Below are 15501 nucleotides of genomic sequence, written 5' to 3' on the forward strand. Positions count from 1 at the left end.
AACTCGTCTCCTAGGCGTCATCTGCGTCCGGATTTCGGCGCTGCGGCAATTTGGTGCCGTACGCCTGTGTCACCAGTTCGTTGATGAGGTTGTTTTCCTGAGAGCCGATGAGCCCGGCGAGTTCTTTATTCACCGGTGGCATCGGCACAGGGCCCGCGGATTCCGAATTAGTGCTGCCTTGTAGCGGGGTTGCATTTTCCTGAGGTGAACCATCGGGATTCATCCCAGTCATTTGAACGATAGCAGAGGCAATATGCGCGTTTAGCATGTCGAGCGCGCCCTGCTCCTTGGCGTCGAGCACCAGTTCCTCGAAAATCTCCTGGATTTTCTCGTCGGGGAATTCGACGCCCAAGTCCTTAAGCGCTCCGCGCTTGCTTTCCAAGCCGAGCGCCATCTTGGTCTGAATCTCATTGAGCTTGATCAATGCGTCGACAGGCAGCGGGGGCGGCCAGTCGACGGTCGTGCGGTACACCAGGGGGTCTGCCGGGTCGATGATGTACGGCTGGTCGTCCTGGATGATGCCGTCGGTGGCCGGGTCGTAGAAGCGCGTTTCCGGCTCGAAGACGAAAAGCGTCCGCAACACGAGTTCGTTGATCCGCCGCAGCCCTGCGGTGTAGTTGACCTTCTTGGCGTTGTAGCGGTTCATCATCGGCTGGTACTGAATGGCCAGGGCCACGCCGGAGGTGTTGGAGATCGGCTGGATTTGGCCGAGGGCCGTCTCGGGGACACCGGTCATTTCGTGCATGGTGCGCTTCAGGAGTTCCAGGAACTCCATGGGGCCCGCCAAGTTGACGCCGTTTTCGAGGTTGAAGACGCTCGCGTCCTTGGGGAGGCCGCCCCAGACTTTCTTGGCGCCCTTTTCGAGGTTGGATGCCTTGGCCCCGGTGATGATCGTGACCGGCTCGGCGTGGTAGGCGATGATGTCCGCGACCTGGGTGGCGACCTCGTTGTAGGTCCTGTTCAGCGGGACAACGTCCTGGCAGTCGGCCAGGCCCCAGGGCGAGCCGGAGACGTCGACGTTGGGCACGTGGACGATCGGGATGCAGCCGAGCGGGTTGGCGCGACTGTCGATCAAGTCGTCGTTGACGTATTCCTCGATGCGGTCGGCGGTGACGATCTCGGTGTACGTCATGACCTGGCGGGTGCCCTCTTGCGAGGTCGTCCAGAACTTGTACTTGATCTTGCAGCGGATCATGCGCTCCCGGTCGTGGGGATGCCACTCGGGGAACACGAACGAGGAGTTCAGGGGAAGGATCCGGACGCGGCCGGGGTGCGTGTTGCCGGCCGGGTCGACATAGGCGGGGTCGTAGGCCACCTTGACGAAGCAGTCGCCGGACACGCCGCCTTGCTGCGCCATCTCGCGCAGGACCTTGGGCTTGTCGTTGTCGGTCTCCCAGACTCGGTTCAGCAGGGCCGGGACGATGTGGGCGTACTGCTTGGCCGAGGAGAAGGTGACGCCGCGGGAGAAGGTGAAGTTCGCGATGAAGTCGGTCAGGGCCCGCACGTAGTTCGAGGTGTGCTGGGTCTCCCCTGCCTCGCGCCGGTACGCGTGGTGATGGCCCAGATAGAAGGCCCAGTTGAGGGCGTACCGGTTCAGCCGAGGGCCGTGGACTTCAAATTCTTCGTCGGCCAACTCGACAAGGCCGAGCGGCGAGATGGAGATGGCAAGGTCTGAGCCCGCGGCGCGTTGTGCTGGTGGGTAGAACGCAATAGCCGACACGGACTCGCGAGACCTCTAACATCTCCAGCGCAAAGAAAAGCGCGCCCAACATTTCGCTTTTCAGCGTATGAAGGGCGCACTTTCGCTTTGTAATGCGGAGTTGCTATATGCGACGCGGGCGCATCAGTCGTTCACCGCGGCGCCGTTGCGGCGCGTGTAGTGGCCGCCGTAGCGGGTCACCTGCTCGTATTCGATGTGGCCGTGGTCTCCGTAGGAGCCGTGCGCGAATTCGCCGAGAAAGGTGGGTGCCTCGATCCAGGAGCTGGAGCCGACGTGGGCGCGCTGCTTCAGGGTCTCGGCCGGCGCCTTCACGTAGACGTTGCGGTTGTGGTTCGGGCGGCCCGGGGCTGTGACGTAGCCCTGCATGATGCCGACCTGGAAGTCGTTGGGGACGTCGGTGTCAGTTGCCACGCCCTCCTCGAAGCGGAGGGGGCCGCGCCGGACACCGTTGACTCCCGCCTTGCGCTCGTAGACCGGGGTGATGCGCTCCGGGTACTGCGGGGACGGCGCGAGAGGGGAGGTCTCGATGGGATCTGCCATGTGGGAAATGCTCGCTTCCATGGAAATTAGCGACATTCCCAGAGTAGGAAGAATGGCTGGCCAGTTTGTAATTCAGCGGCGAAAGAACGGGTTGTTGCCGACCTCGATCTCGGGCATTTGGTTGTCGTCGGAGGCCAGGATGCAGGCCATCGCCAGGGAGTCGGGGTAGTCGTCGTGGGCGTCGGCTTCATTGGGTGCCTCGGCGAGCATGTACGGGCCGGTGTAGACGAGTTGGAGGTCTTCCATCTGCTGCGCGAAGCGGCGGTAGGTGCGCAACCGGCGGGTCTTGGCGTGCGCTGGCCAGGCGATCCGGTGCCTGTCGAGGAGCTGGGACAGGTGCTTCCAGCGCTTGGACTGGTCGGGCCGCTGGCTGCCGAGCGGGACGACCTCCACGCCTGGCATCAGGACCTGGAGGCGCTGGGCGACCGCATCGCCGACGCCCCCGCTGTCCACGCCCACCTTGTAGACGTAGTAGTGGCTCATCCAATCCACCAGCCGGAAGTATTGTTCCTCCCAGTTCATGCCGGACAGGTCGAGCCAGTTCAAGATCCGGTGGTTGTAGAAGCCGAACTCGTCCGGGTTGGCCCAGTCGACCCACACGGCCGTGGCGATGGTGGAGTCCTGCTTTCGGGCTGGGTCGATGCCCACCAGGATCGGGCTGCGGTACCAGTCCTTCACGATCTCCATGCTCTTGTCGCCGAGGCTGGAGATGACCTCGGCCGTGGTGAACATGCCCTGCGCCAGCAGCCACATCAACCTGTACGACAACTTGAACTCGTCGCTGTCCTCGCCGATTCTCAGCAGTTCCTTCTTCACGAACCGGCCATAGTGCGGATTGGCCTTCGCGGCGGCCTTCCAGTCGGCCTCGAAGTGATTCTGGCGAGAGCCTCGCTTGGTGGCCTGGCGCTTGTTGAGCTGGATCGTGCGGTAGAAGACACCCTTCTCGTAGGAAGGCGTTCCGGTGAAGACCATGGTGGCGTTGGTGCTCGCGCCCATCGGGCCAATGCTCTTGTTGACGACTCTCTCGTCAGCGCCCTGGCACTCGTCGATCAGGATGACGTGGTAGGTGCGGCCCTCAATGATCGCGCGAGGGTGGCAGGTCTGCTTGCGCACGAGGGAGCCGGAGCGCAGGGTCAGCGTGCGGCCCTTGGCCCGGACGGAGTCGTCGATGTCCGGGTCGGTCATGAGTTCCATGGCGCGGTCGCTGGTCAGGCGGGAGACGATGCGGGCGTACAGGTTGTCCGCCTGATCATCCACCGGAGCGAAGGCGCCGACCCAGACACCCTCCCGAAATTTGCCCATGAGCTCGGGGAAGATCCTGGACAGCACTGGGAAGAGGATCATCACGGCCGCAATGACGTTGGCCACGGTCTCGCTTTTCCCGCTTTGCCGGGAGAAGAGCGCGGTCAAGGTGGCGCCGTCACCGATGACGAGGGACTCGACGAATCGGCGGGCGAAAGGCTTCTGGTATTCGTAGAGCGGATGCCCGCTTAGCTCGTCGACCACGACCATGGTCTTGTCGACAATGAGGTCGACGTTCGCCTGCGAGATTTCGTCCAGCCGAACTTCGGTGTCCTCGCGCGCCTGGCGCTCGGTTTCCGTCTCATCCAGCAGTTCGTAGTCGAGCAGGTCATCATCGGCCGTCAATGTCACAATTCATACCCTCATTAGTCCTATTTCGAGGGTAAGAAAAAAGGCCCGCCACTTTGTAATGTGGCGGGCCGCGATTGGACTGGCCGGCTAGTCCTTCGCGCGCTTGGTCTGTGCGATGGAGCCTCGCTTCACGAGGATGTCGTTGACGGCTTGGCGTGTCAGCCCGAATGGCTCGCCGCATTCGGACGGCGGCAGGCCGACTACGTCGTACATGTAGGTGATCGCCGAGTCGCGGTCTTCCCTGCTGTAGATCCACGTCGGATCCTCCATGCACCAGATCGAGCAGTACACCCTGCGGTTGGCGTCGGCGTAGCCGATGAACCCCTGGCACGACCGGCATCGGATCTCGATGATGTCCTTCTTCTCACTGGCCATCGGTGACGTCCGGGGTAGTCAGCTCGAAGGTGTCCCTGATCTCCTGAAGCGCCTGGATGGTCTGCTCTAGGAGGGCGGGCGGGATGTTGATCCCGTGCCCGGCCCGCCAGAAGGTCTCCCCCGCATCGTCGACCATCTGGACCCACTCGCGGATCTCGACCCGCTCGCCCGCTCGCGGGTGCGTGCGGAGTGCAATCCTCAGTCGCTTGTCTGTGTACTGGCTGAGCGGCACGTCGAGCTGGACTTGCCTTACAGAATCCTCGGTCACTTCAGTTCCTTCGGTACGGGTTGGCGACCAGGACTGTACCAGAAAGCCGAAGTGCGAGTCGAGCTTTACGAGAATACAGGTTCGCTATCCCAGGGAGGCCGAAGGCCCCGGGAGCGGCTCCCCGAGACCTTCGACTCACCCTATGCGCTCAGCTTTGCGCCGAGCAGTTCCAGGCACCCATCGGCGTCTTTGGTCCACAACTCCAGCGCCTCACGTTTGGCCGCAGTCCAGGAGCGCTCACTGGGGGATCCGTACGTGGCCTTGAGCCACGGTCCGGTCATACCCTCTAGATCGTCCTCGGGATCCTTCAATCGGCGCTCGGCGATCTCCCTCAGGCACAGCATCACCGTTCGGCGAGGGAGGTCCCACAGGTTCGCCGGGACTGGCCGGATGATCGGTTCCTCAGACTCCGGAAGAGCCGGAACCTGGGGCGGAAGGTCCGGAAGGTGAGCTTCTTCCGATGCTTCCGGCTCCGGAAGCGGCGTGCTCCTGTCGGTCGGAAGCGCGGAAGTCGCCGCTTCGTCGGAAGCAGACGCATGGGGGTTGGGCTTCCGGCTCACGAGAAGGCTTCCGACCTTCATGGCAGCTACGAAGGCGATGCTCGGAACCGCGCTGAGATACCAGACGAGGGCTTCCGTCTGCTCGGCGTACCCGTTGTGGATTCGGTTCCAGATGACGTTGAGGCTGTAGCTCACGAGGGTCGCCAGGACGGAGAACCAGAACGCTTTGTTCCGCGTCTTGCGGTCCTGGGCGACGCTCCAGACCACGAGGGTGACGGCTTCCAGAAGGATGACGCCGCCCGGGAGTAGGTACGCCTGGGTGCCGCCCATGCCGTTCCACCCGACGGAGGCTGCCAGTTGGCTCTGGTCGCCGAGGGACAGCCCGGCCACGCAGAGGGCGGCCAGCATCGTGCCCGCCTGGATAGTCCGGGTGACCTTGGTCGAGGTCAGACCACTATCGTTGTTTGAGGACATTGGGAGTCTCCAGCTCTCTCTGTTCCCAGAGGCCCTGACTGCGTGGCTGCGCCGTCGGGGCCTCGTTGTGTTGTGGGACAGATGAGATCACACGAGCTGCATTTTTGGCGAATGGCTCCCTCGCATCGCTATTGACCGCCAAACACCCTTACGCACCCCGGTATCAGGCGATATTCTGGCCCTCTACCAGAATTTCTACCCAAGACGATCGCCATATCGCTGGATGATCAAGGAATGCCCTGGTAGAAGCATGAACCTCAAGGGCTTTCTTAGGCGCTCGGGAGAAGACGAGCAAGCAAACGCATCATCAAGCGTGTCTTACCGACCACTGCATACCAATTCAGACACCTATCCGGCCCAACACCCCAAAGACCCCCAATGTCCCAACTCAGGCCGACCGGCACCCGCTAGGAGAAGTCATCCTCTATCTCCACGCCCTCCTGCTCCAGCGCCTCCCTGATCACCCGGAACGCCAGCCCACCCGAGTACCCCTTGCGCGCCAGCATCCCCGCGAGCCGCCGGGTACGGACCTGAGGGTCGAGCCCCCGGGTGGAGGACAGCTTGCGATCCACCAGCCGGCGGGCGGTCTCCGCCTCCTGGTCGGAGTCAAGGCGTTCGACCGCGTCCTTGACCGTGTCGTTGTCGACACCACGATGGCGAAGCTCCGCGGCCAGAGCACGCCGAGCCAGGCCGCGGCCATGGTGCCGGGAGTCGACCCAAGCCTCCGCGAACGCCTCGTCGTTGATCAGCCCGAGCTCGGTGAACCGGTCGAGCACGGCATCGGCCGCCTCCTTCGGTATCTCCCGCTTGCGCAGGGCCTCGGCCAGCTGGGCCCGCGTCTTGGGCGCCAGCGTGAGCATCCGCAGGCAGACGGCCCGCGCCACCGCCTCGGGATTGGCCGGTGGCCCGGCGGCGGCGCCACTGCCCTCGTCCGGCCCGTCCGGCAGCCACCCGCCGCCCGAGCCGTCCTCCGATCGTCGCCGGCCACCACGTCCGGAGCCTCTGGAGCCCTTGGCCCCCCGCCCGGACCGGCCGCCACGCCGCGATCCCCGCTTCCCCCCTCGCTCAGACTCCCCCGCGGGCTCGGCGAAGAGCCCCCGGTCTTGCCCCGCCTCGGGCCCCGGCGTCTCGGCCGGTACGTCAGGAGTCCCCCAGCTGGTCCAGGGAGCCGGGCCGCCGGGAGGTTCGTCGAAGGCCCCGGGCTCCGGCCCGGCGGGCGGGGGCTTCCGGGTGGCGCGTACCTCGTCCAGCGAGGCCGGCCAGCCGTCCGCGGGCTTGCCGCGACGGGCGGAGCCCTTGCCGCGGCCCCGCGCGGGACCGTCCGGCCAGGCGCCCCAGTCGTTGGGGTGAGGCGCCCGCGCCGGGTCGTCGTCGCTCACGTGCCGACCGATCAGACGTCACCGGGCTTCGGCGCGGCCGCGGCCTTGGCGCGGCCCGTGGGCGCGGCGGGCGCCGTGGCCGGCGCGGCGGCGGCCGGCGGAGCGGCGGCCTCGGCCGGGGCGTCCAGGCGCGGGCCGACGCCCAGCTTGTCCTTGATCTTCTTCTCGAGCTCGTTGGCCATGTCGGGGTGGTTCTTCAGGAAGTTGCGCGCGTTTTCCTTGCCCTGGCCAAGCTGCTCACCCTCGTAGGTGTACCAGGCGCCGGACTTGCGGACGAAGCCGTTCTCCACACCCATGTCGATCAGGCCGCCCTCGCGCGAGACGCCCACGCCGTACAGGATGTCGAAGTCGGCCACGCGGAACGGCGGGGCCATCTTGTTCTTCACGACCTTGACCCGGGTACGGTTGCCGACCGCCTCCGTGCCGTCCTTCAGGGTCTCGATGCGGCGGATGTCGAGGCGGACCGAGGCGTAGAACTTCAGCGCCTTGCCGCCGGTCGTGGTCTCGGGCGAGCCGAACATGACGCCGATCTTCTCGCGCAGCTGGTTGATGAAGATGGCGGTGGTGCCGGTGTTGCTGAGGGCGCCGGCGACCTTGCGCAGCGCCTGGGACATCAGGCGGGCCTGCAGGCCCACGTGGCTGTCGCCCATCTCGCCCTCGATCTCCGCCTTGGGCACCAGGGCGGCGACCGAGTCGATGACGATGATGTCGACGGCGCCCGACCTGATCAGCATGTCGGCGATCTCGAGCGCCTGCTCGCCGGTGTCGGGCTGGGAGACCAGGAGGGCGTCGGTGTCGACGCCGAGCTTCTTGGCGTACTCGGGGTCGAGTGCGTGCTCGGCGTCGATGAAGGCGGCGATGCCGCCCGCGCGCTGGGCGTTGGCCACGGCGTGCAGGGCCACCGTCGTCTTACCCGAGGACTCCGGCCCGTAGACCTCGACGATCCTGCCTCGGGGGAGCCCGCCGATGCCGAGTGCCACGTCGAGCGCGATCGACCCCGTCGGGATCACCTCGATCGGCGCGCGGGCGTCGTCACCGAGGCGCATGACGGAGCCCTTGCCGAACTGCCGCTCGATTTGCGCGAGGGCAGTCTCAAGGGCCTTCTCGCGGTCGTTGATAGCCATGGGAACTCCCCTGAAGGGTCGTGGTCGGTCGGTCGAGTGAAAGCTACGGGCTGCCACCGACAATTTCCCGCCGTCGCCACGAAGTCGCGGTCCGGCGTGTTTCATAGTAGCCGAACGGCTGTTCGATCAACTCCGGAACACGCTACAACGAACCACGTCGCCAAGGACCGGTGATGGCGAAGGTGATCCCCGGCGTCTGGATGTTGGCGAAAAGCCACTTCCCGCTGGGGTCGAAGACCGATCCGCACCACTCCGAGCCCCGGTAGTCCCCGGCCGGGACGCTCTTGCCGGGCACGCCGCCCTCCGGGATCACCACCGCGTTCTCCGCGAACGGGAAGATCTCGCCGTCCGTGGTGAGCCCGTGCAGGAACTCCGCGCCGCTCCCGTCCTCGCACAGCACGATCCCGCCGCGGGGGCTCACGCAGATGTTGTCCGGGTTGTTCAGAACCGAGGCGTTCGGCGAGGCGAACAGCACGCGCATCTTGTCGCGCCGCAGGTCGTACTCGAACACCTGCCCCTGGCCGGCGGGACCGCCGCTGGTGCTGACGATGTAGATCTTGCGTCGGTGGTACCAGGCGCCTTCGAGCCTGCGGAAGGAGGCGCCGCCCTTGGCGATCCCCTGCTCCACCACGGAGGTCTCGCCGGGCCCCGGGTCCGGCTCGTCGATGCCGACCCACCCGATCTCCGGATAGACCGTCCCCGTCCCGTCGGCGTAGGTCGTGTAGGGGCCGTCGCCGATGGTCAGCATCTCCAGTTTGCCGCCCTTGCCCAGCTTGCCGCGCACGCGCGGGCGGAAGCGGTAGAGCCCGCTGGGAGTGGCGTCCTCCGTCTCGTACACGTACCCGGTCGCGGGGTCCACCGCGACGGCTTCGTGCGAGAAACGCCCCATCGCCTTGTACGGCACCGCGTCCGACACCCCGTCATGCGGCACCTCGAAGATGTACCCGTGCCGCACCTCCCCGTTGACCAGGGTGGTCTCCTCGCACGACAGCCAGCTCCCCCACGGAGTGGGTCCGCCGGCGCAGTTGCGCACGGTTCCCGACAGCGAGGCCCACGACGCCAGGAAGGCGCCCCTGCGGGTGTCGAAGGCGAGGTTGGTGGTGCCGCCGCCGGCCTGGGGGTCGTAGTTGGGGGAGAGATAGGCGCCGGTCAGGTCGCCGACCTCGTGGTTGCGGACCAGGATGGTGGCGTGGGCACCGCCGTACCGGAAACCCCATCGCGGGCGGAAGGCGGCCATTCCGTCGTGCAGGGCGGGGGTGGGGCGGCCGTCGGTCATGCGGTCGCCGGTCCAGCCGTGGGAGACGTAGGAGAAGCCTTCCGGCAGTTTGAGCAGTTCGAGACCGGTTGTACGGTCGCGTACGGGACGGAGCGGCCCGTAGTCGACGCTGAACGGATGTTTCACCATCGTCGTGGCGTCGGCCGTGCGCGCCGAGAGCGCGGCGAGCGGCCCACTGGCGGCCGCGCCGATCGCTGTGGTGCGTAAGAAGCGGCGCCTGTCGATGCTTGTCATGGTTGCACCCTCCTCGCCGCCAGTGTCCGTCCGGCGACGCGAGGGTGTCATGTGCCTGAACCGACAGGACATTCCCGGGCATTGCGCCAGCCCTGTTGCCATGCCCCGTGAGCTGGGGAGATCCTGAGGAGAACGGTCGAAGGGCGGCGACGTGGCGAGCACGTACACCGGGGAACGGCGCACCCATCTGGAGGCTCTGGCCGAGCTGCTGCCCGCGCACGGGCTGGTGGGTCGCATGGTCGGCGGCGACGATCCGGTCCTGTGGGCCTGGCATCCGCGCAGCGGCAAACAGACCATCATCTTCGCCACGCCCGCGCACCGGGGCTGGATGTTCCTGTGGTCGCCCGGCGGGCAGGGCAGCGCCGACGATCTGGATCAGACCGCCAGGTCGCTCAGGGACACACTGTCAGTGGAGCTTGGGTGAGACGCTCTCGACCTGGCAGACCGCCCGCCAGACGGACTTGACGCTCTCGCCGTCGGCGAGCGCCTGCACGACCGTGCGGCCGCCGAGCGGGGCCAGCACGTAGTCGTGGGCCCATGAGTCGGCGTACACGTCACCGAAGTGCACGCGCATCCTTCTCCAGAATTCGGTCAGGCGCATGCACCAAGTATCGACGAGCTGAGGCATGGGTAAGACACCCGCATGCCAAAGGCCTCCAAGTCTTCATCCCCCAGACCCCCCACATCCCCCAGGAAGCGGGCTCTTCGCGCTAGGCGTCGCCATCTGCTCGTCTTACTTCGCTCCGCCGTACAGCAGGAGAAAGCGGATCGATCCGAGCGGCACGCCGGAATTCGGAGCGAACCCCGCACGGGCCGGCCGCGCACCCGGCGGGCGTCGCGGCGCTGACCGTCACATCACCCGGGAGCCGTACATCTCACCGAGATGGTCGGCGAGCAGCTCCAGCCTGGCGCCGTCGGGGTCTTTGAAATAGATGGAGGCGCCGCTCTCGATCTGGTGCGGCACGCCGGCCATCTCCAGCTTCCCGCGCAGCCGGTCCCACGTCGCGGGGTCGACGGAGATCGCGATGTGGTGCAGACCGCCGAGCACTTCCTGGTACGGTCCGAGGTCGAGGCCGGGGAAGTCGAAGAAGGCCAGCAGGTTCCCGTTGCCGATGTCGAAGAAGAAGTGGTTCGAGCCGCGGTAGTCGCGGTTCTCGAAGATCTCCGTGAGCGGGAACTCCAGAAGCTCCTGGTAGAAGCGGATCGTTCGCTCCACGTCCGAGGAGATGAGCGCGAAGTGGTGCAGGCCGCGGGCACTGCTGGACGGCCGGTGCGGTAAGAGGTACTTCTCCCTCAGCCGGTCCCGTTGCGCGTCGATGGCCGCGTGGTCGGTGGTCACAGTCGGTGTATGTCCGTTCGGACGTCACTCAACCACCCCGGGCGGCGGCAATGCGTTTTCTGTCGGTGCGGCGAGGCATCATGTGCACGTGAGCTCGCTTGCCCATTTCAGCCCGCTGACCAGCCAATGGTTCACCGGCGCCTTCGTCGCGCCCACCGCCGCCCAGGAGGGGGCGTGGGCGTCCATCGCCCGCGGCGACAACACGCTCGTCGTGGCGCCCACCGGGTCGGGCAAGACGCTCGCCGCCTTCCTGTGGTCGCTCGACCGCCTGGCCACGCGCGCGCGGGAGGCCAAGGGCACCAAGGTGCTCTACGTCTCGCCGCTCAAGGCGCTGGCCGTCGACGTCGAGCGCAACCTGCGCGCGCCGCTGGCGGGCATGAAACAGACGGCGCGGCGGCTGGGCCTGCCGGTGCCGGAGATCTCCGTGTCGATCAGGTCGGGCGACACGCCCGCCGACGAGCGGCGCAGGTTCGCCGGCAAGCCCTCCGACATCCTCATCACCACGCCGGAGTCGCTGTTCCTGCTGCTGACCAGCCAGGCGCGCGAGGTGCTGCGCGGCGTCGAGACGGTGATCGTCGACGAGGTGCACGCGGTGGCGGCGACCAAGCGCGGCGCGCACCTGGCGCTCAGCCTCGAACGCCTCGACGCCCTGCTGGAGCGGCCCGCCCAGCGCATCGGGCTGTCGGCGACCGTGCGGCCGGTGAGCGAGGTGGCCGCGTTCCTGGGCGGCGCCCGCCCGGCCGCGGTGGTCCAGCCGCCGTCCGACAAGCGGATCGAGGTCGAGGTCGTCGTCCCCGTCGAGGACATGACGGAGATGGAGGCGCGCCCCGGCGAGCCGCAGGACGACTTCGCCGAGCCGGTCAACCGCTCGATCTGGCCGCATGTCGAGGACAAGCTGTTCGACCTGATCGAGGCCCACAGTTCCACGATCGTCTTCGCCAACTCGCGGCGGCTGGCCGAGCGCCTGTGCACCCGCCTCAACGAGCTGGCCTACGAGCGCGAGCAGGGCCCCGAGGCGCTTGACCTGACCGGTTTCGACATGCCCGCGCAGATGATGGCGCAGGCCGGAGCGAGCAGGGGCGCGATACCCGAGATCGTGCGCGCCCACCACGGCTCGGTCTCCAAGGAGGAGCGCGCCCAGATCGAGGAGGCGCTGAAGTCGGGCCGGCTGCCCGCCGTGGTCGCCACCTCCAGCCTGGAGCTGGGCATCGACATGGGCGCCGTCGACCTGGTCGCCTGCGTGGAGGCACCGCCGAGCGTGGCCAGCGGGCTGCAGCGCATCGGCCGCGCCGGCCACCAGGTGGGCGCGGTCTCCAGGGGCGTCATCTTTCCGAAGTACCGCGGCGATCTGGTGCAGACCGCCGTCGTGGCCGAGCGCATGAAGGCGGGCCAGATCGAGGAGCTGCGCTATCCGCGCAACCCGCTCGACGTGCTGGCCCAGCAGATCGTGGCGATGACCGCGCTCGACGAGTGGACGGTCGACGAGCTCGAAGCTCTGGTACGGCGGGCCGCGCCGTACTCCACCCTCCCGCGAACGGCACTGGAGGCGACGCTCGACATGCTCGCCGGCCGCTACCCGAGCGAGGAGTTCGCCGAGCTGCGCCCGCGCGTCGTGTGGGACCGCGTGACCGGCACCCTGCAGGGGCGGCCCGGCGCGCAGCGGCTGGCCGTCACCAACGGCGGCACGATCCCCGACCGCGGCCTGTTCGGCGTCTTCCTCGTCGGTGAGAAGGCCTCGCGGGTGGGCGAGCTGGATGAGGAGATGGTCTACGAGTCGCGCGTCGGCGACGTGTTCGTGCTGGGCGCGACCTCCTGGCGGATCGAGGACATCACCGCCGACCGCGTGCTGGTCTCCCCCGCGCCGGGTCAGCCGGGCAAGCTGCCGTTCTGGCACGGCGACACCGCCGGCCGTCCCGCCGAGCTGGGCAAGGCGATCGGCGAGTTCCTGCGCGAGCCGGAGGAGGAGCGGATGCGCGCGGCCGGGCTCGACGCGTTCGCCTCGGCGAATCTGCTGGCCTACCTGACCGAGCAGCGCGAGGCCACCGGCTACGTCCCCGACGACCGCACGCTGCTGGTCGAGCGCTTCCACGACGAGCTGGGCGACTGGCGCGTGGTGATCCACTCCCCCTATGGCGCGCGCGTGCACGCCCCATGGGCGCTGGCGATCAACCGGCGGCTGCGCGAGCGCTACGGCGTCGACGTGCAGGCGGTCCACTCCGACGACGGCATCGTGCTGCGCATCCCCGACACCCTGGCGGAACCGCCCACCGACGTGGCCGCCTTCGACGCCGAGGAGATCGAGCAGCTCGTCACCGAGGAGCTGGGCGGTTCCGCGCTGTTCGCCGCGCGGTTCCGCGAGTGCGCGGGCCGGGCGCTGCTGCTGCCCAGGCGGGTGCCGGGCCGGCGCAGCCCGTTGTGGCAGCAGCGCCAGCGCGCCGCCCATCTGCTCGGCGTGGCCAGCCAGTACGCCTCGTTCCCGATCGTGCTGGAGACCATGCGCGAGTGCCTGCAGGACGTCTTCGACGTGCCCGGCCTGGTGACGCTCATGCGCGACATCGCCGCCAGAAAGGTGCGGGTGGTGGAGGTGGAGACCTCGCAGGCCTCGCCGTTCGCGGCCTCGCTGCTCTTCCACTACATCGGCGCGTTCATGTACGAAGGCGACGCCCCGCTGGCCGAGCGCCGCGCCCAGGCGCTGGCCCTCGACACGTCCCTGCTGGCCGAACTGCTCGGCCAGGCCGACCTGCGCGAACTGCTCGACCCCGACGTGATCGCCGACACCGAGCGGGAGCTGGCCCGGCTCGACCGGCCGCTGCGCGACCAGGAGGACCTCGCCGACCTGCTGCGTTCGCACGGTCCGCTGCTCGCCGCCGACGTCAGCGTGCGCGGCGGCGACCCCGCCTGGCTGACCGGGCTCGAGAGCGCCCGCCGCGCCCTCCCGGTGCGGATCGCCGGCGAGGAGCAGTGGGTCGCGATCGAGGACGCCGCCCGTGTGCGCGACGCGCTCGGCGCGCCGCTGCCCGTCGGCGTCCCGCACGTCTTCCTCGAACCGGTCGCCGACCCCCTGGCCGACCTCGTGGCCCGACACGCCCGCACCCGCGGCCCCTTCCATTCCGGTACGGCTGCCGCCCGCTTCGGCCTCGGCGTCGCCGTGGTCACCGACGCGCTGCGGCGGCTGGCGGTGACCGGGCGGGTCGTCAGCGGCGAGTTCCGTCCCGGCGGCCGGGGTGAGGAGTGGTGCGATTCGGGCGTGCTGCGGATGCTGCGTCGCAGGTCGCTGGCCCGGCTGCGCAAGGAGGTCGAACCGGTCTCCCCGGAGACGCTGGCCCGGTTCCTGCCCGCCTGGCACGGCATCACCTCGCCCAGCCCCGACGGCGCGCGCGAGGGAGGCGGCCCGGCGCGGGCCATGGACGCTCTGGTCGGTGCGCTCGACCAGTTGCAGGGGGCGGCGGTCCCGGCCTCGGCCCTGGAGACGCTCGTGCTTCCCGCCCGTGTCCCCGGCTACTCGCCCGCGCTGCTCGACGAGCTGACGGCGGCCGGTGAGGTCATCTGGGCGGGGCAGGGTTCGCTGCCCGGCGGTGACGGTTGGATCTCCCTCTACTTCGCCGACACGGCTCCCCTGCTCATGCCGGAACCCGCCGAGATCACCCTGACGCCGCTGCACGAGCAGATCCTCGGCGCGCTCGGCGGGGGTGGGGCGTTGTTCTTCCGCGGGTTGTCCGACCAGATGGGCTCGTTGGATGACGGGGCGCTGGCCGCTGCCCTGTGGGACCTGGTGTGGGCGGGGCGGGTCTCCGGCGACACGCTGGCGCCGATGCGCGCCGCCCTGGGCACCGGGCGTCCGGCGCACCGGCCGGCGACGAACCGGCGGCGGCGGGCCGTACTGCCCAGCCGTACCGGGCCGCCCACGGTCGCCGGCCGCTGGTGGCTGCTGCCCGCCCCCTCCGACCAGCCGGCCCAGCGCGCCCAGGCGCAGGCCGAGGTCATGCTCGAACGCCACGGCGTCGTCACCAGGGGCGCGGTCACCTCGGAGCGCCTGCCCGGTGGGTTCACGCCCGTTTACCAGGTGCTGCGGGCGTACGAGGAGAGCGGGCGCTGCCGCCGCGGCTACTTCGTGGAGGGGCTGGGCGGCGCCCAGTTCGCCCTGCCCGGCGCGGTCGACCGCATGCGCGCGATGTCCGCGGAACCCGAGCCACGCCCCGAACCCCACCCCGGCTCGCACCCGGACTCGCGCCGCGGTTCCGAAGCCGAGCGGGCCCGGCGCGCGGTGGTCCTGGCCGCCGCCGACCCCGCCAACCCCTACGGCGCCGCCCTCCCCTGGCCCGCGCACCCCGGCAGCCACAAGCCCGGCCGTAAAGCGGGCGCCCTGGTGGTCCTGGTGGACGGGCACCTGGCGCTCTACGTGGAGCGGGGCGGCAAGACACTGCTCTCCTTCGCCGACGACACGCGACTGCAGCCCGCCGTGGACGCGCTGGCTCTGGCGGTGCGGGATGGGGCGCTGGGCAAGCTGACGGTGGAGCGGGCGGACGGCGGACACATCAACGACTCGCCATTGGCCGCGGCCTTGGAGTCCGCCGGATTCCACCCGACTCCGCGGGGGTTGCGGCTGCGCGCCTGACTGG

General features: G+C 68.4%; 13 protein-coding genes. 2 read left to right on the top strand and 11 right to left on the bottom strand.

Annotated features, from left to right (window positions below; genetic code table 11):
* Nucleotides 1–10 precede the first annotated feature (10 nt).
* From ACFWYW_RS24245 to ACFWYW_RS24285, 9 genes are all read right to left on the bottom strand, one after another.
* Nucleotides 11–1720: a phage portal protein gene (locus ACFWYW_RS24245; RefSeq protein ID WP_379611416.1), complete on the bottom strand. Its 1710-nt coding sequence runs from the start codon at nt 1718–1720 to the stop codon at nt 11–13.
* Nucleotides 1721–1843: 123 nt separating this feature from the next.
* The gene (locus tag ACFWYW_RS24250; protein WP_157247793.1) at nt 1844–2260 is read right to left on the bottom strand and encodes a hypothetical protein; all 417 of its coding nucleotides are present in this window, start codon (nt 2258–2260) and stop codon (nt 1844–1846) included.
* A 72-nt stretch (nt 2261–2332) separates the two neighbouring features.
* Nucleotides 2333–3913: a hypothetical protein gene (locus ACFWYW_RS24255; protein ID WP_379611417.1), complete on the bottom strand. Its 1581-nt coding sequence runs from the start codon at nt 3911–3913 to the stop codon at nt 2333–2335.
* Nucleotides 3914–4000: 87 nt separating this feature from the next.
* Nucleotides 4001–4288, bottom strand: a complete 288-nt coding sequence (locus tag ACFWYW_RS24260; protein ID WP_157247792.1) for a hypothetical protein — start codon at nt 4286–4288, stop codon at nt 4001–4003.
* Nucleotides 4278–4556 carry a hypothetical protein gene (locus ACFWYW_RS24265; RefSeq protein WP_157247791.1) on the bottom strand — a complete coding sequence of 93 codons (279 nt, stop codon included), beginning with the start codon at nt 4554–4556 and terminating at the stop codon, nt 4278–4280. The genes ACFWYW_RS24260 and ACFWYW_RS24265 overlap by 11 nt, the downstream gene beginning before the upstream one ends.
* Before the next feature lie 140 nt (nt 4557–4696).
* Entirely contained in the window at nt 4697–5530 is an 834-nt protein-coding gene (locus ACFWYW_RS24270; protein WP_379611418.1) for a hypothetical protein, read from the bottom strand.
* Nucleotides 5531–5937: 407 nt separating this feature from the next.
* Nucleotides 5938–6909: a recombination regulator RecX gene (gene recX / locus ACFWYW_RS24275; protein WP_379611419.1), complete on the bottom strand. Its 972-nt coding sequence runs from the start codon at nt 6907–6909 to the stop codon at nt 5938–5940.
* Nucleotides 6910–6920: 11 nt separating this feature from the next.
* The gene (gene recA, locus ACFWYW_RS24280; RefSeq protein ID WP_379611420.1) at nt 6921–8033 is read right to left on the bottom strand and encodes a recombinase RecA; all 1113 of its coding nucleotides are present in this window, start codon (nt 8031–8033) and stop codon (nt 6921–6923) included.
* 142 nt (nt 8034–8175) lie between these two features.
* Entirely contained in the window at nt 8176–9543 is a 1368-nt protein-coding gene (locus ACFWYW_RS24285; RefSeq protein ID WP_379611422.1) for a PhoX family protein, read from the bottom strand.
* Nucleotides 9544–9694: 151 nt separating this feature from the next.
* Here ACFWYW_RS24285 and ACFWYW_RS24290 point away from each other — a divergent pair, with 151 nt between their 5' ends.
* Nucleotides 9695–9967 carry a hypothetical protein gene (locus ACFWYW_RS24290; RefSeq protein WP_184966736.1) on the top strand — a complete coding sequence of 91 codons (273 nt, stop codon included), beginning with the start codon at nt 9695–9697 and terminating at the stop codon, nt 9965–9967.
* Here the strand turns inward: ACFWYW_RS24290 and ACFWYW_RS24295 are convergent.
* Complete coding sequence (locus ACFWYW_RS24295) at nt 9950–10144, bottom strand: DUF3046 domain-containing protein (protein WP_184966738.1); 195 nt, start codon at nt 10142–10144, stop codon at nt 9950–9952. The genes ACFWYW_RS24290 and ACFWYW_RS24295 overlap by 18 nt on opposite strands.
* Nucleotides 10145–10393: 249 nt before the next feature.
* Nucleotides 10394–10882 carry a VOC family protein gene (locus ACFWYW_RS24300; protein WP_379611423.1) on the bottom strand — a complete coding sequence of 163 codons (489 nt, stop codon included), beginning with the start codon at nt 10880–10882 and terminating at the stop codon, nt 10394–10396.
* Nucleotides 10883–10970: 88 nt separating this feature from the next.
* On the opposite strand from ACFWYW_RS24300, the gene ACFWYW_RS24305 reads away from it, so the two are divergent.
* Nucleotides 10971–15497 carry an ATP-dependent helicase gene (locus ACFWYW_RS24305; protein WP_379611424.1) on the top strand — a complete coding sequence of 1509 codons (4527 nt, stop codon included), beginning with the start codon at nt 10971–10973 and terminating at the stop codon, nt 15495–15497.
* Nucleotides 15498–15501 lie beyond the last annotated feature (4 nt).

Source organism: Nonomuraea sp. NPDC059023, assembly GCF_042740095.1.
Taxonomy (GTDB): domain Bacteria; phylum Actinomycetota; class Actinomycetes; order Streptosporangiales; family Streptosporangiaceae; genus Nonomuraea.

Bases quoted from the DNA above. Each gene is read 5' to 3' on its own strand.
- ACFWYW_RS24285 (WP_379611422.1), bottom strand. From the start codon at position 9,543: ATGACAAGCATCGACAGGCGCCGCTTCTTACGCACCACAGCGATCGGC.
- ACFWYW_RS24260 (WP_157247792.1), bottom strand. From the start codon at position 4,288: ATGGCCAGTGAGAAGAAGGACATCATCGAGATCCGATGCCGGTCGTGC.
- ACFWYW_RS24270 (WP_379611418.1), bottom strand. From the start codon at position 5,530: ATGTCCTCAAACAACGATAGTGGTCTGACCTCGACCAAGGTCACCCGG.
- recA (WP_379611420.1), bottom strand. From the start codon at position 8,033: ATGGCTATCAACGACCGCGAGAAGGCCCTTGAGACTGCCCTCGCGCAA.
- ACFWYW_RS24250 (WP_157247793.1), bottom strand. From the start codon at position 2,260: ATGGCAGATCCCATCGAGACCTCCCCTCTCGCGCCGTCCCCGCAGTAC.
- ACFWYW_RS24295 (WP_184966738.1), bottom strand. From the start codon at position 10,144: ATGCGCCTGACCGAATTCTGGAGAAGGATGCGCGTGCACTTCGGTGAC.